Origin of the sequence: Halarcobacter ebronensis, assembly GCF_013201825.1 — a bacterium.
GTDB classification, from domain to species: Bacteria; Campylobacterota; Campylobacteria; order Campylobacterales; family Arcobacteraceae; genus Halarcobacter; species Halarcobacter ebronensis.
On sequence record NZ_CP053836.1, the window covers coordinates 1,117,289 to 1,134,975 of the forward strand.

Consider the following 17,687-nt stretch of genomic DNA (forward strand, 5'->3'; position numbering starts at 1 on the left):
AACTAATCTATTAATAAGATATTTTTTATAAAGCTTGATAAAAATTTTTTAGAAAAAATCATTTAAATATTTTAAAAATAATTTTTTTATAAGGGTTTCTTTGGAAGATATAATTAAAGACTGGGGTTATTTAGCTCTATTTTTATATTCATTTGGTGGTGGTTTTGTTGGACTTGTAGTTGCAAGTGTACTCTCTTTTACAGGGACAGGAGATTTGAATTTATATATTTGTATGTTGGTGGCTGGAACTTCAAATTTCATAGGGGATCAATTTCTTTTTTATATGGCAAGAACAAATAAAAAGTATGCAAAAGAGACTATGAAAAAATATGGAAGGAAAGTGGCTTTAGCTCATCTTTGGATGAGAAAATATGGTTCACCTGTTGTTTTTATTCAAAAATATATTTATGGGATTAAAACTTTAATACCTTTAGCAATGGGGTTAACAAAATACTCATTTAAAAAATTTACAATTTACAATGCAATTGCGGCAGCACTTTGGGCAGTAGTTGTTGGATATGCTAGTTATATTTTAGGTGAAGCGATTCTAACATACGCAGATGAGTACAAATATTATGGAGTTGCAATTATTCTACTTATAGTTTTTACTGTCTCATATTATTTAAGGAAAATTTAGTTTGCAATTTAGTAGTTTAGAAATAAAAAAAGAGATTTTAGAGGCTTTAGATACTTTAGAATATAAAAATATGACAAAGGTTCAAGATTTAAGTTTACTACATACTTTAGAGAAAAAAGATGTAATTGTTCAATCAAAAACAGGTTCAGGTAAAACTTTGGCATTTGCAATTCCTGTTGTAAATCTTCTTGATATAAAAAAATATAGAATTCAAACTCTAATTTTAGCTCCAACAAGGGAGTTAGCAAATCAAATAGCCGATGAGATAAAAAAAATTTGTAGGTTTATTCCAAATATAAAAGTATTAACCCTTTGTGGAGGTGTTCCTTTTAAACCCCAAGTGGCTTCACTTGAACATGGTGCACATATTGTTGTAGGAACTGTTGGAAGGGTTATGCAACATATTTATGAAACAAAAATTGATCTATCTTCTATAGAAAATTTTGTTTTGGATGAAGCAGATAAGATGCTAGATATGGGTTTTTATGAAGATATTCTAAAAATAGTTGAAGTTTTGCCAAAACAAAGACAAACTATGCTTTTTTCTGCAACCTATGAAGAGAATATTAAAGAACTTGCAAATAGTGTTTTAACAAATCCACTTTATATAAAAAATGAAGAAGTTCATAAACAAGATTCAATAGAACAAAAGTTTTATAAAGTAGAAGAGAGTAGTAAATTAGAATCTCTTTTAAGATTGATTTCATACTATAAGATGGAGTCTATTTTGATATTTTGCAGTACAAAAGTGATGTGTAATGAACTTGCTGATGACTTAAGTGATGCTGGAGTTGATACTCTGCTTTTACACTCTGATTTAGACCAAAAACAAAGAGATGAAACTGTTGTTTTGTTTTCAAATGGCTCATATCCAATTTTAATTGCAACTGATATAGTTTCAAGGGGTATTGATATTACAGATATAAAATATGTAATAAATTACAATATTCCAAAAGATGAAACTATCTATACTCATAGAATTGGAAGAACAGCAAGGGGAGAAGCAAATGGAGTTTCAATAACCCTTTACAGTGAAGAGGAAAATTATAAAGTAAAACCAATAAAAGAAAAATTTTCAGATATTGAGTTTAATGATATTTACAATTTAGAAGTTGATAAAATCTCTTTGCCAAAACCAGTTTTTAGAACAATGATGATATTAGGTGGGAAAAAACAGAAACTAAGAGCAGGGGATATTTTAGGTTCACTAACAGCAGATATTGGTTTAAAAAAAGAGGATGTTGGAAAAATAAATATTTTGGATTTTGTATCTTATGTGGCAATAAAAAGTGAAGTTTTTGAAGCAACTTTTAATAAATTACAAAAAAGAAAAATAAAAGGAAAGTATTTTAAACTCTATGAAAAATAGTTATGTTAAAATCACCACTTTATTTTAAAAAATAGGAGAAATTATGGCAAGAGCTGCTGCAAGACACCTTTTAGTTCCAACTGTTGAACAATGTAATGAACTAAAAACAAGAATCGAAAATGGTGAAAAATTTGAAGATTTAGCAAAAGAGTATTCACAATGCCCATCAGGAATGAATGGTGGAGATTTAGGTGTATTTCACAAAGGTGAAATGGTTCCTGAGTTTGATACAGTAGTATTTAATGAAGCAATAAATACTGTACATGGACCAGTTAAAACACAATTTGGTTATCACCTATTAGAGACTACTTACAGAGAAGACTAAAAAACAGGGAAACTCCCTTGTTTTTTAATAAACTAAACATTCTTATATAATAATCTAACTAATTTATAACTTTTATTAACCTTTTAAAAAAATCATTTATAATTATTCTTTTAGGAGGAAATTATGAAAATAATAATAACAATATTTTTATTAGCAAGTTCAATTTTTGCAAGTGGAATAAATTTTGAAAAGAGTTTAGATATTGCAAAAGAAAAAGCTTTAACACAAAACAAAAAAATTATGATAATGTACTCAACTCCAACTTGTCCTGAGTGTAACTACATGAAGAAAAAAGTTTTTAAAGATAAAAATATTATCTCTTATTTAAACAACAACTATATTTCAGTTGTTATGGATATAAATGAAGATAAAGATAAACTTCCTTTTGATTTTATTGGTATACCAACTTTTTATTTTACAGATAAAAATATGAATTTATTGGCAAAAAAAATAGGTGGTTCGAGAGAAGATGAGTTTTTAGAAACTATAAAAAGTGTAAAATAGGAGAAAAAATGAAAACCATATTAGTTCTGTTTTTTTTAATCTCATCACTTTTTGCCTATAACCAAAAAGATTTAGATAAGTTTCTAAATACAAAGGTGTGTCAAAATTGTGATTTGTCAAATGCAAATTTAAGTGGCAAAGAGTTTCAAAATTCTGATTTAAGTGGGACAAATTTGAGTGGAGCAAACCTTAGTAAAAGCGATTTTTTAAAATCAAATCTTTGGGGTGCAAATCTTACAAATGCAAATTTAAGTGATACAAATTTAAGAGCTTCAAACCTTTCAGCAGTTGAGTTTAAAAATGTAAATTGTAATAATACAACACTAAAAGGAGCAAATCTTTCAAATGCCTCTTTGTCAAATATAAAATGTAAAAACCTTTCACTTTGGGGAGCAACCTTTTTGGATACAACTTTAGAAGAGGTTGATTTTTCAAAAGCAGGAGCAGCCTATGCAAATTTCAATGGTGTAGATTTTTCTAAAACAGTTTTAGAAGGCGGTATATTTTGGAATGCAAAATTTATAAATTCAACTTTTACAAAAACTCAGTGCAAGTATCTAAAAACTGAAGAGGCTATTTTAGATGGAGCAGAGTGCAATTAAGCACTCTCAACCTCTTCATCCCAAAGAATTGTAACTCCATACTCTTCATTTGGAACCACGTATTTATAATACTCTTTACTTCCTTTTCTTCCGTGCAGTCTAACTTTTGTTTGTCCTTCACTTAAAAGTCTTCTCATCTCATTTTCAGAAAAACTTCTTTTGTTCCATCTTAAAAAAGCGTTTGAATAAACTCTAAAGGTACATGTTGAATCTGAAGTAAAAACATATTGTTCACTCTCGTCATACTCTTTTTTTGCATTTTCACAACTATAAAGTTTTATCTCTTTTGCATTTGTAATAAATTTTTTTGAGATTACAGCTCCGTTACAGTAGGGGCATTTGCCTAAAATTGACATTGTTAAGACTCCTTTTATTGGAATCTTAACAAGTTTTTTTAAATGGGTTTAAAAATATTTCAATTTGTAAGATTAAGATTTTTTGTTTTCAAAAATTCTTTCAGTAAACTCTGCAAATTTACCCCTTACAGCTTTTTCAAGCTCAATTGCAAACATATTTATTTCAGGATGTTTTTCTCTAGTTTGTTTTAATAGCGTTGTAAGACCATTGTTATATTTATTTAAATAAAGATTATCTATTTGTCTATTTGATCCAATAACAACTGCCATGCAGGTTTCATCAAGTCTACTTAAAATAAGTTGAGTAGTTTTTTCACTTGAATTTTGCCACTCATCCATAATAACTATTGCTTCAGATAGAGTTCTTCCTCTTGCTTCCCCTGGCCATAAAGTCTCAATACAGTATCTTGAAGTCAGCTCAGAGATTTTTGACTCAATTGACTCTTTGTTCTCTCTATTTTCACTCTTTTTTAGATACTTTTTAGCAATAAACTCTAAAGTATCTTGTAAAGCCATATTATAGATTCTAAATTTTTCATCATTTCCAGCTAAGAAACCAACTTCTGCCCCTTTGTCAAGGGATTCAATAGAGTTTCTAACATATACGATTTTATCATAGTGTCCAAGGTCAATTAGTCTCATAGCACTAACTATTGACATCAAAGTTTTTCCTGAACCAGCTTTTGCATCAATTACAAGCAAATCAAACATATCTGTTAAAATTGCTTTCATAAAGAGTTTTTGTTTTAGATTAACTGGTCGCACTTGTAATGTTTTAAAATCTGAATCATCTAAAACATTTATTCTTTCATTTACTACTATTGCATATGCAGTATTCCCATCGGAACTTTCAAAAGCATAACAGAAGTTTTCATTTTGATACTCTTCATCAATCTTTTTTATATCACTGCCTTCTAAAGAGTTAAACAAAGAGGAATCTAAACTCATATGTTTTACAAATTCAAAAGTTGGAACTGTTGATTTATCATCGTGCAGTGTTTCAGCTTTTATCCCTTTAAACAGAGCAAAAGTTCTAGCATATACATCTAAAGATAAAAATACTGTTTGGGCTCCTTTGTAATAATCTTGTGCAATTGCAGCAACTTCAATTATTCTTTTGTCATTGCTTTCACTTAAGTGAACTTGCTCAATCTCTGATTCATACTTATCTTTTGAAATAATATGAAGATTAAGCTCTTCGTTAAAAAGTTTCACAACTTTAAAGCCAATTTTATAGTCAACCTCTTTGATTTTCATCTTTGCTAAAAGTCGTGCAAATTCTCTTGAATAGTAACCTAACTCATTTGGCAGTTTTTTCTTATCCTCTAGTTCTATTAAAACTGTCTCTGGAACGACAATATTGTTAGTTTTGTTGTCAGATAATCTACTTAAGTTTTGTACGTTTTGTAAGATGATATTTGTGTCAATAACATAAATTTTTTCTTTCATGGAATTAATTATAACATTAAAACTTAATAATCATATTATGACTATGTATATTTTTTGTAATCAATATTTGATAGGCTACAAAAGTAAATTATGTTTGGATTTTTTTGGTTATAATTCCACTAAAAAGATATGAGATTTTATGAAAAGATTTACAACAGAAGATATTTATCAAATATATTTATATTTAAAAAAAGAGTTAAACAGTAAAAAGAGTGCTTCAATTGAAGTTTTAAATCCAGCTTTTGTCAAACCACATTATTCAGGGGAGTTTGTAAATCTTGATACTTTGGAGTATAGATATAGAAATTACAGAGTTTGGAGTGATTTAGCACAAAAACTTTTTTGTAGAATATCTGAAATAAAAGAGTTGTCAAAACATACAATTCTAATAGTTTTTGAAAAGTTAGATGATAAAGACTCTTTTCATAAAACAGAAAATAATCAAGAGAAATATGGTAGCTCTTCAATCTTTAACAGAATTGATAAAAATGAAGAACCAGAGATTCTGCTTAGTTATTTAGAAGCCTTAAATAGTGTTGATTTAAAAAAAAGAAAAAGAGTTTTAAATCTTGGAGTAAACAGTGCTGATGAGTTTAAAATAATAAAAAAATATTTTGAGACCTTTTGCCAAATAGAGTTTGTGGGAATTGATTATTGTGTTTCGGCAATAAATGAAGCAAAAAAGTATTTTATTGAAGATAAAAATTGTACTTTTTATGCACAAGATATAAATAGTTTAGATGAACTAAATTTAGGTGAATTTGATTTGATAATCTCAATTGGAACACTTCAAAGTTCAAATTTAGAATTTAATACACTGTTTATGCATATAGTTCAAAACTATTTGAAAAAAGATGGAGCAATGATATTAGGGTTTCCAAATTGTCGATGGATTGATGGAGAGATTGTTTATGGAGCAAGAGTTCCAAACTATAACTATAGTGAACTATCAACTCTATTTAAAGATGCAGTTTTTTGCAAGAAGTATTTGCAACAAAAAAAATTTAGAGTAACTTTAACAGGAAAGTACTATATTTTTTTAACTGCTACTTCAATTAAGAAGTAATAGAATTTCACATGGATTATTTAATGAAAAAGATTTTTTTAAAACTATTTTTAATACCAATATTATCAACTTCTATTTTTGCAAACAATATAAAAGACTATACAAAAAACTCTGAAGTACAAGAGTTTATAAATGAATTGGTAGAAAGCTATAAATTTGAGAAGGAAAAATTAGCCAAACTCTTTTCAAAAGTTAAAACTCAAGAGAAAGTTTTGAAGTATTACTTTCCAACAAAAGAGATAAAAACCAATGAAGATTTAAGAAAACTAAAAAAAACAAGATATGGTACTTGGGATGATTATGAAGAGCGTTTTATAGGAGATGAACGGGCAAAAAGTGGAGCTTTATTTATGAAAAAACATAAAAAAGAGCTTTTAAAAGCCTACAAAAAGTATGGAGTTCAACCTGAATATATAACAGCAATTATAGGAATTGAGAGTCAATATGGCAAACATACAGGAGCATATCCTGTTTTTGATACTTTAACAACACTAGCTTTTGAAAAAAATAGTAGAAATAAGTTTTTTAAGTCTGAGTTAAAAGAGTTTTTATTACATACAAAAAGAAATGATTTTAATCCAAGGGAAATAAAAGGCTCTTATGCTGGAGCAACTGGAATGGTACAATTTATGCCAAGCAATTTAAAAAAAGTGGCAGTTGATTTTAACAATGATGGTAAAGTTGATTTGAATAATGAAGCTGATGCCATAGGAAGTGTGGCAAACTACTTTTATATTTCTGGTTGGGACAAAAAAATACCTGTTGCAACAAGAGTTAGTTATCAAGGTAAAAGATTTGAAAAATTTCAAACAGGATTTAAGTATAAATATGAGCGAATTGAACTTGTTGGAATCAAACCAAGAAGTAAAAATTTCCATTATCCTAATAAAGTTCACCTAGTAAGATTGGATAGAATAAAATATGATGAACTTTGGTATGGTACAAAAAATTTCTATGTTATAGGAACTTATAATAGAAGTACTTACTATGCTATGGCAGTTTATCAATTGGCTAAAAAGATAAAAAGTGAATATAAAAAACTAATATAGTTCTAACTTACACAGAATCTACACACTTTTAAGATAAAATAATTTTATTTTATGGATTAGATATGCAGAAGAAAAGAATCATTTCAACAGTAGTATTTTACTGTTTTTTAGTTGCAAGTGTTGCATCATTGGGCTCACTATTTTTTAGTGAATTTATGGAGTTTATTCCATGTACTATGTGCTGGTATCAAAGAATTTTTATGTATCCTTTAGTTTTTATTTTTCTTACAAATTTATTAGAGAGTGATGAAAATATTTTTAAATACGCGATTCCTTTGGCGTTGGTTGGGTTTGGTTTTGCTTTTTACCATAATCTTTTGATGTGGGGCATTATAAGTGAAGATATTGTTCCTTGTAAACATGGTGTTCCGTGCTCAACGGAATATATAGAGTATTTAGGGTTTATAAATATTCCATTTTTATCCCTTACCGCTTTTAGTTTAATCCTAGTTTTATTACTTGTTGGACAAAATAGGGCAAAAAGATTTTAAGGAGATTTATGAAAAAGTTTTTACTTCTATTTACTGTTTTAGTTGCATTTATATTTGTTGGTTGTGGTTCAGAAGATGAAGCAAAAGCAGTTGTTGACAACTCACAAAGTTTTAAAGAGTTAAAAGCCTTGAGTAATAAAGATTATACTTTAAAAACAACCCAAGGTAAAGAGATAAAACTAACAATTCAAAATGATATCTTAACTTCGAAAGATTATAACGGACAAAAGATTGTAATGGTAAATTTTTGGGCTACTTGGTGTCCTCCTTGTATAAAAGAGATTCCTGTATTTAACGAACTTTATGAGAAATACTCTGATAAGTTTGAGATAATTGGAGTTCTTTTTGAAAAGGATAAAGATCCAAATGAATTAAAAGCCTTTATTGAAAAATACAATATCAAATTTCCTATAACTGTAGGGGATGAAAACTTTAGAATGGCAAAAGCCTTTAATAATGTACAAAAAGTTCCTGAGTCATACCTCTACTCAAAAGGTGGAAATTTTGTTAAAAGTTACATTGGAGAGGTTAATAAAGAGGATTTAGAAGAGTATATTAGAAGTAATTAAACTTTTAATATACTTCATATAAAGTTAGTTATTTATTTACTTATTATTATCAGCTTTATTTTTGTATACTCTATTACTTAGATTATTTTTAAAGGAAATAGATGTCTATCTCTCAATTTTTTTCAACCCTAAAAGAGTCACAATTTAATATCCTAGAAGTTTACAGCAAAGCTCCAAATGAGACTTTGATTGCTTTTGCAATTATTCTATTAATTATTTTAGTTGCTGTTTTTCTTATTGCAAGAATATATAAAATTAATAATCTTATAAATACAATTAATACAATTTTAGAGACAAAAACTTATGAAGAGTATGATGAAAAAATCTCTTTTATTGCACAAGATATCTCAAAAAGAGGGAAAAAAGTAGCTTTACATTTAAATAGTTTAAAAGAGAAAATACTATTTAAAATCTCTAAACAAATCTCTACATTTTCTATAAAAGAAAAAATTGAAGTTTATAAAAGTCTTAGTAAAAACTACTCTTTGATTGCAAATGCTTGTGAAAAATATAATGAAACAGAGTTAATTAAATTTTATGAAAGAAAAGCAAAAGAACTTTTAGAAAAAACTCTAAAAGATGAGATAGAGTTTTATTATAAAAATGTTGATTTGACAATCAATGAAATTGATAATATTAATGCAGTTGTAAAGTATATAAATACATTAAACAATAAAGATGAGATTTTTGAACAACTTTTAAAAGAGTTTAGTAAATTTAGCTTTGGCTACAATCTTGATTTATATAAATTTATTGAAAAACTTGAGATAAAAGAGGCAAAACAAGTATATAGATTTTGTAGAGCAAAAATAGATGAAATTGAACAAGGTGGGCAAAAAGAGCTATCAATAAATATATTAGAGTATCTATTAAATAATTGGAAAGAAGAAAAAGCTTACAACTATATTTCAAATTTAAAACTAGAAAGCTATCTTCAACAGTTACATGATCAATTTTTCAATAAAAAAGATGACCTTAATTTAGATTTATCTTTTATTGCGAATCCTTTGAAAATAGATAGTGATTATAAAAACTATATTGATAACTCTTTAACAAGAAACTGGAGAGATTCAAAACATATTGAGTTTATCTCAAACTCAAAAGGAGTTTTAGAAACCCTTGGACATATGGAGTTTAGAACACTAATTGAGAGAGTTGATTCAATTGCAGCAGAGGAAGAGAATAAAAAAGTTGCACAAGAGGCACTAAAAATAGCAAAAAGAGCAGAAACAATTGCCCTTGAAGCAAAATCTTTAAGAGGTAAATAGTGGAAAATCTCTTTGTTTATGTGGTAATGTTTATTCTTCTTTTGGGTGTAATCTTACTTTTATTTAAAAAATCTTCAATTAATCAAAAGCCTAGTTATCTAAAGAAAGAGGAGATCTCAAAAAAGTATGAATATGAGTTATTAAAACTTATATCAACATATGAAAAAGATGAAACTCTTTTAAAAGAGAAAAAATTGGAGTTTATAAAACAGGCAAATGCTGAATTAAATAATAATATCTTTTTTGATGAGTCTGAAATAAAGGCTCTTATATCAAGATTAGCTTCACTATAGAAGTGAAACTTCTATAGTTTAGAATTCTGCGCTTGCAACCCAGTCAGCAGGCTCTTCTAAGAAGATTACAATCTCTTCTAAAATTCTTTTGTGTTTTTTCTCTTCTTGAGCAATTTGAAGAAAAACTTTTTTCTCTTTTTCATCCTCTAATTCACAGGCTTTCTCTTTATAAAATTCAAAAGAGTTATCTTCTCTTGCAATTGCATCTTTATAATACTCTAAATGTTCGCTATCTAAACTAACATTATCTTTTTCCTCTAAAAGGGTTTGAAAAATAGTTTTTGTATCGGTAATAATATCAAGTTTATCTAAATCAATATTCTCTTTTTTCATCATATTTTTGAAGATATTGTAGTGTTTTACCTCTTCTTCTGCTAACATTGTAAAAACTCTTTTTAGACCAGGATTAGATGCTTTTGCAGACATCTCTCTATAGTAAGCTTCTCCCTCTTTTTCTACTTTCATAGCGTATTCATATACATTCATACTATACCTCTCTATTTAAAATTTGTTATATAATATCACACAATATTAATTAAGTCAATGAATAATTTATTAACTCTATTCATAAGATACTATTATAGGAGGATTGTGCTCAAAAGAGGCTTTTACTGCACTTGAAATAGAAGCTTTATATTTTGCATTTTGTCCAATTGCTGCAAATTGTAAATATTGCTCACACCACTCTTTTGTTTTCTCTTTTTTATACACAAAAGCAACTTTTTTCCCCATTTGTACAACTCTTTCATAGATAGTTCTTGCATAACTGTCGATATATGGGAACTCTTTAGAGTTGATTTTTTCTCCCCACGCAAAAAATACAAATTTGCCACTTGGAATAAAAGTTTGTGCATCAAAATACATTATCTCTCTTTCAAACTCTGTGTTTTGTGAAGAGTTGTATGTCTCCAAATCTGAATTAAACTTTGTTAGAAGTTGTGCTGAATCTATATGCTCTTCATTAAGATTAAATAGATTTTTTATTTCAACTAATTTACCTTCATAACTATTTTTCATTGCCTGTTTAAAAGTAGTTATATAGTTCTCTTGTTTTAGTTCTATATAGTCACCAAAATCATCAAACTCTTGGTCAAGTAAAAATTTATTTGAGTCATATCCCATAGGAGTTACAACAGGATTATATAAAAAGATAGTTCCAACAATATTCTTTTTTCTATCTTTAGTTGTTTTAATCATATCTTTTAACTCTTTAGCACTTATTGTTTCATCTTCTTTATTAAAGTACAAAAAACTAGAAGTTACAAAGATCTCTTCATATTTAGTCTCAATTACACCAAAATATTGCATATATACCCTTGAAAGTTTATTTTTTAAAATATTAGCAAAAAAGAGCATATTTTTGAGTAAAACTCTCTTTATTGATAAAAATTATCATTAACCTTAAATAAGACTAAAAATATCCTATTTGTTTTTTTTAAATGAAAATGTTTAAGTCTAATCTGTTAAGATTTCAATACATTAAAAATTTGATGTAAAAATAACACAGCCAAAACACGCAATAGAAATTAACAAAGTATTTATTCTTCTCCTTCGCTTTTGTTAATTTCTTTGCATTTTCAATTTTAAAATCCAACTTATCTTTCTTTAGTTATAATTCTTCTTTTTTAGGATTAATTATGAGATATAAAAAAATGAGCTCTTTTATTGTAATGGATATAGTAAGAGAAGCACAAAAGTATGAAGATACAATACATTTTGAAATAGGGCAACCTGATTTAAATCCAACACCAAAAGTAAAAGAGAGTCTAGCTAAAGCTTTAAATGATGACAAGTTTTCATATACAGAGAGTTTAGGGCTTTTAGAATTAAGAGAGAAGATTGCAAAGCATTATAAAAAAGAGTATAACGTAGATATTGAGCCTTCACAAATTTTACTTACCCCTGGAACTTCAGGAGCTTTTTTAATTGCCTATACTTTGACTTTAAAACATAAACAAAAATTAGGTTTAAGTGATCCTTCATACCCTTGTTATAAAAACTTTGCCCATATGCTTGATATTGAACCTGTTTTTATGAATATTGATAAATCTTGTAATTATGAGTTAAATGTAAATCATTTAAAAGCAAACAAAATTGATGCGCTACAAATCTCATCTCCTTCTAATCCAACAGGAAATATTTATAGTGAAGATAATTTAAAAGAGTTGATTGAGTATTGTGATAAAAATTCAATTGCATTTATCTCTGATGAACTTTATCATGGATTAGTATATGAAAAAAAAGCAAGTTCAGCTTTACAATACAGCAGTAATGTAATAGTAATAAATGGCTTTTCCAAATATTATTGTATGCCAGGACTAAGACTTGGTTGGATTATTGTTCCTAAAAATTTAAGTAGAGAAGCAGAAATTATTGCTCAAAATATTTTTATCTCTGCTCCAACTCTTTCTCAATATGCTGCTCTTGAAGCTTTTGATTATGAATATTTAGACTCTATTAAAAATACTTTTAAAGAGAGAAGAGATTATTTGTATAATGAGTTAAATGAGATTTTCCCAATTGATGCAAAACCCCATGGTGCTTTTTATCTTTGGGCAGATGTTTCAAAATATACAAACGATAGTTTTAGTTTTGCAAAAGAGCTTTTAGAAAATATCCATATAGCTACAACTCCAGGAATTGATTTTGGTTCAAACAATACAAATAAATATTTAAGATTTGCCTATACAAGAGATATAAAACATATGAAAGAGGGAATTAGAAGATTAAAAGAGTATTTAAAGAGTAGGTAAAAAATCTATTAACTCTTTTAAACTTCCTATTTTATGTTTTGCTGTTGAAAAATCTTGTGTTTTTGTAAATTCATTGTGAACAATAATACAGTCAATATCTGCACTATTTGCAGAAATCAAACCCCTTTGTGAATCCTCAACAACAACTGTTTCATCTTTTTGGGCGTTAAATAATTTAAGACCTTTTAAATATGGATCAGGGTAGGGTTTTGCTCTTTTATAATCTTCTACACATAAAACAAAATCCATAAAGTTTGTAACTCCTCTATTGTTATGGATTATTTCAAAATCAACACGTCTTGAAGTTGTTACAATTCCCATTCTGTAATTTTTACTAAGTGCATTTAAAATATCATGGATATTATCTATTGCAATATCCTCTTTTTTTAAATACTCTTGATAGTAAATATCTCTTTGATTTCTTGCTCTTATTATCTCTTCTTTTGTTGCATTCGGTGCTGCAACCCAGACTCCATTACCCTCTGTCATAATATCCATATACTGATCAAAGTGAAGCTTTACATCAAAGAACTCTTTTAAAGCTTTTTTACTAGCTTCAAAGTAAAGAGGTTCTGTTTCAACTAATACACCATCATTGTCAAATAGAATAAATTTTTTCAAAAAAGAGAAGCCTTGTGATTTTTTGAAAGTATACTAAAGTTAGCTAATAGAAGTTTTAATTCTTAATTTTACGCGTCATCATATTTTTCAAACTCTTCGTCGTAAAAACATCCAAGCTGACAGTGTGTTACTCTAATATCAGAGTTATTTATTGTTGAACCAACTTTTTTAAGACTTGAGCCTTTTTCTCTTGCTGTATGCCAAGCAACTTGACACTCAACTTTTTTGCCATGATTAAAGTTTTCAGAGAGTTTATTATATATTTTGTCATCCATATCAACAAACTTAAGTTTACCAAAAACTCCAAGTTCACAGTTTGTGATTTTGATATTTAATGCTTTAGTAATTGAATCCATCTCTTTAGGTTTTACACCAATTAACCGTGCAACTTTAAATGCTTTTAGGCAAGATAGCTTACCATCTTCATCTAAGTTAGTCATTAGTAAATCCATTTGGGTGTCATCTAATTGTCTCATAAAAAACATAACCTTTTATTATATAATTTTAGTTTATTTTAAGAAAATTGAATTTCCATTCATTTTTCAATTATACGATTTTTAAATTAAAATTGTGCGATTTTTAAGAATAAATTATAGACAATAGATAAAAGTGTAGAAAAAAAAGACAAAACTAAACAAATTTTGTCTTTTTCTTAGGAGAAATCTTCGCAAAATTTCATAAGTAGTTCGCTCTACTTATTTATAAAAATTATAATCAATGACTATTAACAAAGAAAAAATAAAGAGTTAATAGAAAATTAACTTAAAATTGAAATTAATTTCTTTTATTAAAGATAATAATTTTTAATCTAATATATAATCAATTAATATATAAATAATTTATTTTATTGTGATTAATATCAAATAATAATTTTTCATTTTTAAATATAATAATCTATAGTTTAGCAAGGAGTTGCAATGGATTCTTTAGAATTGAAACTTTCAAGAAACTCTTTTTTATTGTCTGAGACAGACGAAAAAGGGATAATTAGATATGCAAATGATGAATTTTGCATTTTTTCAGGTTTTTCACTTGAAGAGTTAATAGGTAAACCTCATAATATTGTAAGGCATTCTGATATGCCAAAAGCTGCTTTCGCAGATTTGTGAGCAACAATACAAGGGGGAAAACCTTGGAAAGGTTTTGTAAAAAACAAATCTAAAAATGGAAAATATTATTGGGTTTTTGCCACAGTATTCCCTTTTAATTCATGTGATGGTAGTAAAGGTTATATTTCATGTAGAAGAATGGCTTCAAATGATGAGATTAAAAAATATGAAAATCTTTATAAAACAATGAAATAGGAATAGTTATGACTCTTAATAATATGACAATAAAAAATAAAATACGATTAGTAAGTACAACACCTGTAATTATTCTTTTTATAGTTTCTATTTTTGTAATATATTTAGCATATGATAAAAAAACAAAATTGGAAGAGTTAAATACACTATTAACATTTAGTCAAAAAATCTCATTATTGGTTCATGAAACACAAAAAGAAAGAGGAGCCAGTGCGGGTTTTTTGGGTAGTTCAGGAAAAGATTTTAAAGATATTCTTGCAAAACAGAGAGAATTAACAAATGAAAAAGCTCAAGATTTTATAAGTTTTACAAAAAGTCTTGATGCTACACAATTTCCAGATAGTGGAAAAGAGTATATATCAACAGCTTTAAGTGAGCTTGATAAAATTTCAGCAATTAGAGGTTCTATTGATAATCTTAATATAGAGACAAAAAAAGCTATTGGATACTATACAAATATTAATAAATTGTTATTAGATTTTGTGGCAAGTCTTGCTTCAATTGGTGTTGATCAACATATTATCAATGATATAAGTGCTTATTACTCTTTTCTTATGTCAAAAGAGAGAGCTGGTATTGAAAGAGCAGTTGGTTCAAATACCTTTGCACAAAAAACTTTTGGAAAAGGAATGTTTATAAAGTTTGTAAATTTAGTTGATGAACAAAATATTTTTTTAGATAATTTTTACATTTATGGTTTTATATATAAAGATTATGTAAAAGAAAAATTAGATAATCCAGTTATAGAAGAAGTACAAAAAATGAGAGATATACTTTTTAGTTCAGAGGGGAATCCAGCTGCAAAATTTGATGTTGATGCTAAATATTGGTTTCAAACAATTACAAAAAAGATTAATATTTTAAAAGAGATTGATGATTATTTAATCAATAATATAAAAAATGAAGCAAATGTTTTAATTGATAAAAGTGCAAATTTAGTTAATATGTTATCCATTATATTAGCAATTGTTGTATCTGGAACAATATCATTAGTATTATTTTTTAATAAAAATATTATGGATTCAATTAATAAGATGTATGTTGGAATAGAACAATTTATGGCATATCTAAATAAAGATATTAATGAATTAAATTATGTTGATATTCATGATAATGGAGAATTAGGGAAATTAGCTAGGTTAGTCAATGAAAATATAGATAGGATAAATGGAGATTTGGAAAAAGATTTACTCTGTGTTGGCGAGGCAATTATCACATTAGATAAAGTTGAAAAAGGAATTTACTCATGTAGAGTTATGTCAGAAGCTGCAAATCCACAAGTTGTAACTTTTGCTAAAACAATAAATAAAATGCTTGATAATCAACAAGAAGTTATTGGAAGTATTTTAAAAACATTAAAAGAGTATGCAGATTATAACTATTTGAATTCAATTCATGTAAATAACAATATTACAGGTGAATCAAAAGAGATGGTAGATTGCATAAATATTTTAGGTGATGCAATTACCTCTATGTTAAGAGATAACAAAAAAAGTGGAGAGATTTTGTTAAAAGGTTCAAATAAACTTATTAGAAATGTTGATAAATTGAATAGCGCTTCAAATGATGCAGCAGCAAGACTTGAAGAGACAGCAGCAGCAATAGAACAAATAACAGGCAATATTGCATCAAGTACAGAAAATGTTGCTAAAATGGCTCAATTTGTAGAAAAACTAACTAAAGCAGCAAATGATGGAGAGAAATTAGCAAATGAGACAGTTAACTCTATGGATGATATAAATTCACAAGTAACAGCTATTAATGAGGCAATCTCTGTTATTGATCAAATATCTTTCCAAACAAATATTCTTTCACTAAATGCAGCAGTTGAAGCTGCAACTGCTGGTGAAGCAGGAAAAGGTTTTGCCGTTGTTGCCCAAGAGGTTAGAAATCTAGCAAGTAGAAGTGCAGAGGCTGCAAAATCAATTAAGGATATTGTTGAGAATGCAACAATAAAAGCTAATAATGGTAAAAATATAGCCTCTAAAATGATTGAGGGTTATAATCAACTAAATGAAAATATTAGTAACACAATAAGTTTAATAAAAGATGTTGATCACTCTGCAAAAGAGCAAAGGGATGGAATTCAACAAATAAGTGATGCGGTAAATAGTTTGGATAAACAGACACAAATAAATGCAAATATTGCATCAGAGACAAATGATATTGCTCAAGGGACAATAGAGTTGGCTAATAATGTTGTAAATGCTACAAAAGATAAAAAATTTAAAGAGGCTTAACTAAATAGGAGAGAGGTCCTATTTAGCTTGTAGAATATCCCATTTTCTTCTTGGAGGTGTGTAATTTTTAAAAGAGTTATATATCTCTTCTATGCTATCACTTACAATAATTGCATCAATATGTTCTTTTAATAAAAATCCCTCTTTTTCACAAGCTCTTAAAAACTCTAAAAACTTATCATAATAACCATTTATATTTAAAAGTGCACAAGGTTTATTTGAATCACTTATTTGAATTGAAGTAAATATCTCTGTAATCTCTTCAAGCGTTCCAAATCCTCCAGGAAGTGCAATAAAAGCATCAGCTTTCTCTTCCATTATGGCTTTTCTCTCTCTAATAGTCTCTACATGATGTAGTTCTGAGATATTTTTATTTTCTAACTCTTTATCAGCTAAACCGTAAGTAATTACGCCATAAACATTCATTCCCAAACTCATAGCTTCATTAGAAATAACTCCCATAAGACCAACTTTACTTCCACCATAAACGATTGAACACTCTTTGCTTTTTAAAAAGTGAACCATTTCTATTGCTTTTTCTTTATAAATTGGACTCGCTCCAAATGCTGTACCACAATATATTGCTATTTTCATATTAAAATTCATTTCCTTCAATTTTTTTATAAAAAAAAGAGATTAACTCTTCATTTTCAAAGCTGTATTTTAACTCAATAGGTCTACAACAAACCTCACAATCTTCAATTAATTCTGTATCTTCATCATTCCCCATATCAAGTAAAATTGTAATTTTTTCCATACAATATGGACAAATAAGCTCTTTTTCAAACATA

At 27.5% G+C, this 17,687-nt stretch carries 21 protein-coding genes and 1 pseudogene; 14 read left to right on the top strand and 8 right to left on the bottom strand.

The window, feature by feature from the left end; translation table 11 throughout:
* The first annotated feature begins 100 nt into the window (after positions 1-100).
* From AEBR_RS05480 to AEBR_RS05500, 5 genes are all read left to right on the top strand, one after another.
* Complete coding sequence (locus AEBR_RS05480) at positions 101-637, top strand: DedA family protein (RefSeq protein ID WP_129087273.1); 537 nt, start codon at positions 101-103, stop codon at positions 635-637.
* 1 nt (position 638) lies between these two features.
* Positions 639-2,006, top strand: coding sequence for an ATP-dependent RNA helicase DbpA (dbpA, locus tag AEBR_RS05485; protein ID WP_129087274.1), 1,368 nt, complete (start codon positions 639-641; stop codon positions 2,004-2,006).
* A gap of 43 nt (positions 2,007-2,049) precedes the next feature.
* Positions 2,050-2,331 carry a peptidylprolyl isomerase gene (locus AEBR_RS05490; protein WP_128980784.1) on the top strand — a complete coding sequence of 94 codons (282 nt, stop codon included), beginning with the start codon at positions 2,050-2,052 and terminating at the stop codon, positions 2,329-2,331.
* A gap of 123 nt (positions 2,332-2,454) precedes the next feature.
* Complete coding sequence (locus tag AEBR_RS05495; protein WP_129087275.1) at positions 2,455-2,835, top strand: thioredoxin family protein; 381 nt, start codon at positions 2,455-2,457, stop codon at positions 2,833-2,835.
* 8 nt (positions 2,836-2,843) lie between these two features.
* Entirely contained in the window at positions 2,844-3,437 is a 594-nt protein-coding gene (locus tag AEBR_RS05500) for a pentapeptide repeat-containing protein (RefSeq protein WP_129087276.1), read from the top strand.
* On the opposite strand, the gene AEBR_RS05505 is transcribed toward AEBR_RS05500, so the two are convergent.
* The gene (locus AEBR_RS05505) at positions 3,434-3,793 is read right to left on the bottom strand and encodes a hypothetical protein (protein ID WP_129087277.1); all 360 of its coding nucleotides are present in this window, start codon (positions 3,791-3,793) and stop codon (positions 3,434-3,436) included. The two genes, AEBR_RS05500 and AEBR_RS05505, sit on opposite strands and share 4 nt — an antisense overlap.
* Positions 3,794-3,865: 72 nt before the next feature.
* Positions 3,866-5,242, bottom strand: coding sequence for a PhoH family protein (locus AEBR_RS05510; RefSeq protein ID WP_129087278.1), 1,377 nt, complete (start codon positions 5,240-5,242; stop codon positions 3,866-3,868).
* Between the two features lie 139 nt (positions 5,243-5,381).
* Between AEBR_RS05510 and AEBR_RS05515 the strand changes: the two genes are divergently transcribed.
* From AEBR_RS05515 to AEBR_RS05540, 6 genes are all read left to right on the top strand, one after another.
* A complete protein-coding gene (locus AEBR_RS05515) occupies positions 5,382-6,308 on the top strand; it encodes a methyltransferase domain-containing protein (protein WP_129087279.1) in 927 nt (308 codons plus the stop codon).
* 23 nt (positions 6,309-6,331) lie between these two features.
* Positions 6,332-7,357 (top strand): lytic murein transglycosylase B, encoded by a 1,026-nt coding sequence (gene mltB, locus AEBR_RS05520; RefSeq protein ID WP_164969485.1) that lies wholly within the window; start codon positions 6,332-6,334, stop codon positions 7,355-7,357.
* A 62-nt stretch (positions 7,358-7,419) separates the two neighbouring features.
* Entirely contained in the window at positions 7,420-7,848 is a 429-nt protein-coding gene (locus tag AEBR_RS05525; protein WP_129087281.1) for a disulfide bond formation protein B, read from the top strand.
* An 8-nt stretch (positions 7,849-7,856) separates the two neighbouring features.
* Positions 7,857-8,417, top strand: a complete 561-nt coding sequence (locus tag AEBR_RS05530) for a TlpA family protein disulfide reductase (protein ID WP_129087282.1) — start codon at positions 7,857-7,859, stop codon at positions 8,415-8,417.
* Positions 8,418-8,518: 101 nt separating this feature from the next.
* Positions 8,519-9,685: a hypothetical protein gene (locus AEBR_RS05535; protein ID WP_129087283.1), complete on the top strand. Its 1,167-nt coding sequence runs from the start codon at positions 8,519-8,521 to the stop codon at positions 9,683-9,685.
* A complete protein-coding gene (locus AEBR_RS05540; protein ID WP_129087284.1) occupies positions 9,685-9,978 on the top strand; it encodes a hypothetical protein in 294 nt (97 codons plus the stop codon). The genes AEBR_RS05535 and AEBR_RS05540 overlap by 1 nt, the downstream gene beginning before the upstream one ends.
* 18 nt (positions 9,979-9,996) lie before the next feature.
* Here the strand turns inward: AEBR_RS05540 and AEBR_RS05545 are convergent, their stop codons facing one another.
* Both AEBR_RS05545 and AEBR_RS05550 read right to left on the bottom strand, forming a co-directional pair.
* The gene (locus AEBR_RS05545; protein WP_129087285.1) at positions 9,997-10,464 is read right to left on the bottom strand and encodes a ferritin-like domain-containing protein; all 468 of its coding nucleotides are present in this window, start codon (positions 10,462-10,464) and stop codon (positions 9,997-9,999) included.
* 75 nt (positions 10,465-10,539) lie between these two features.
* On the bottom strand, positions 10,540-11,286 hold the full coding sequence (locus tag AEBR_RS05550; protein ID WP_129087286.1) for a hypothetical protein: 747 nt from the start codon (positions 11,284-11,286) through the stop codon (positions 10,540-10,542).
* A 329-nt stretch (positions 11,287-11,615) separates the two neighbouring features.
* Between AEBR_RS05550 and AEBR_RS05555 the strand changes: the two genes are divergently transcribed.
* Positions 11,616-12,731 (top strand): pyridoxal phosphate-dependent aminotransferase, encoded by a 1,116-nt coding sequence (locus AEBR_RS05555; RefSeq protein ID WP_129087287.1) that lies wholly within the window; start codon positions 11,616-11,618, stop codon positions 12,729-12,731.
* Here AEBR_RS05555 and AEBR_RS05560 read toward each other — a convergent pair.
* Both AEBR_RS05560 and AEBR_RS05565 read right to left on the bottom strand, forming a co-directional pair.
* The gene (locus AEBR_RS05560) at positions 12,717-13,352 is read right to left on the bottom strand and encodes an HAD family hydrolase (RefSeq protein WP_129087288.1); all 636 of its coding nucleotides are present in this window, start codon (positions 13,350-13,352) and stop codon (positions 12,717-12,719) included. The two genes, AEBR_RS05555 and AEBR_RS05560, sit on opposite strands and share 15 nt — an antisense overlap.
* 68 nt (positions 13,353-13,420) lie before the next feature.
* Entirely contained in the window at positions 13,421-13,828 is a 408-nt protein-coding gene (locus AEBR_RS05565) for a ModE family transcriptional regulator (protein WP_228711990.1), read from the bottom strand.
* Between the two features lie 441 nt (positions 13,829-14,269).
* Between AEBR_RS05565 and AEBR_RS05570 the strand changes: the two are divergent.
* Both AEBR_RS05570 and AEBR_RS05575 read left to right on the top strand, forming a co-directional pair.
* Positions 14,270-14,656 (top strand): annotated as a pseudogene (locus AEBR_RS05570) (PAS domain-containing protein).
* 8 nt (positions 14,657-14,664) lie between these two features.
* Positions 14,665-16,896 (top strand): methyl-accepting chemotaxis protein, encoded by a 2,232-nt coding sequence (locus tag AEBR_RS05575; protein ID WP_129087289.1) that lies wholly within the window; start codon positions 14,665-14,667, stop codon positions 16,894-16,896.
* 18 nt (positions 16,897-16,914) lie between these two features.
* Here the strand turns inward: AEBR_RS05575 and AEBR_RS05580 are convergent, their stop codons facing one another.
* Positions 16,915-17,490, bottom strand: a complete 576-nt coding sequence (locus AEBR_RS05580; RefSeq protein WP_129087290.1) for an LOG family protein — start codon at positions 17,488-17,490, stop codon at positions 16,915-16,917.
* Between the two features lies 1 nt (position 17,491).
* A complete protein-coding gene (locus tag AEBR_RS05585) occupies positions 17,492-17,686 on the bottom strand; it encodes a zinc ribbon domain-containing protein (protein ID WP_129087291.1) in 195 nt (64 codons plus the stop codon).
* Between the last annotated feature and the right edge of the window lies 1 nt (position 17,687).

Coding starts and splice junctions, on each gene's coding strand:
- AEBR_RS05490 (WP_128980784.1), top strand. CDS start 2,050: ATGGCAAGAGCTGCTGCAAGACACCTTTTAGTTCCAACTGTTGAACAA.
- AEBR_RS05495 (WP_129087275.1), top strand. CDS start 2,455: ATGAAAATAATAATAACAATATTTTTATTAGCAAGTTCAATTTTTGCA.
- AEBR_RS05500 (WP_129087276.1), top strand. CDS start 2,844: ATGAAAACCATATTAGTTCTGTTTTTTTTAATCTCATCACTTTTTGCC.
- AEBR_RS05505 (WP_129087277.1), bottom strand. CDS start 3,793: ATGTCAATTTTAGGCAAATGCCCCTACTGTAACGGAGCTGTAATCTCA.
- AEBR_RS05510 (WP_129087278.1), bottom strand. CDS start 5,242: ATGAAAGAAAAAATTTATGTTATTGACACAAATATCATCTTACAAAAC.
- AEBR_RS05515 (WP_129087279.1), top strand. CDS start 5,382: ATGAAAAGATTTACAACAGAAGATATTTATCAAATATATTTATATTTA.
- mltB (WP_164969485.1), top strand. CDS start 6,332: ATGAAAAAGATTTTTTTAAAACTATTTTTAATACCAATATTATCAACT.
- AEBR_RS05525 (WP_129087281.1), top strand. CDS start 7,420: ATGCAGAAGAAAAGAATCATTTCAACAGTAGTATTTTACTGTTTTTTA.
- AEBR_RS05530 (WP_129087282.1), top strand. CDS start 7,857: ATGAAAAAGTTTTTACTTCTATTTACTGTTTTAGTTGCATTTATATTT.
- AEBR_RS05535 (WP_129087283.1), top strand. CDS start 8,519: ATGTCTATCTCTCAATTTTTTTCAACCCTAAAAGAGTCACAATTTAAT.
- AEBR_RS05545 (WP_129087285.1), bottom strand. CDS start 10,464: ATGAATGTATATGAATACGCTATGAAAGTAGAAAAAGAGGGAGAAGCT.
- AEBR_RS05550 (WP_129087286.1), bottom strand. CDS start 11,286: ATGCAATATTTTGGTGTAATTGAGACTAAATATGAAGAGATCTTTGTA.
- AEBR_RS05555 (WP_129087287.1), top strand. CDS start 11,616: ATGAGATATAAAAAAATGAGCTCTTTTATTGTAATGGATATAGTAAGA.
- AEBR_RS05565 (WP_228711990.1), bottom strand. CDS start 13,828: ATGAGACAATTAGATGACACCCAAATGGATTTACTAATGACTAACTTA.
- AEBR_RS05575 (WP_129087289.1), top strand. CDS start 14,665: ATGACTCTTAATAATATGACAATAAAAAATAAAATACGATTAGTAAGT.
- AEBR_RS05580 (WP_129087290.1), bottom strand. CDS start 17,490: ATGAAAATAGCAATATATTGTGGTACAGCATTTGGAGCGAGTCCAATT.
- AEBR_RS05585 (WP_129087291.1), bottom strand. CDS start 17,686: ATGTTTGAAAAAGAGCTTATTTGTCCATATTGTATGGAAAAAATTACA.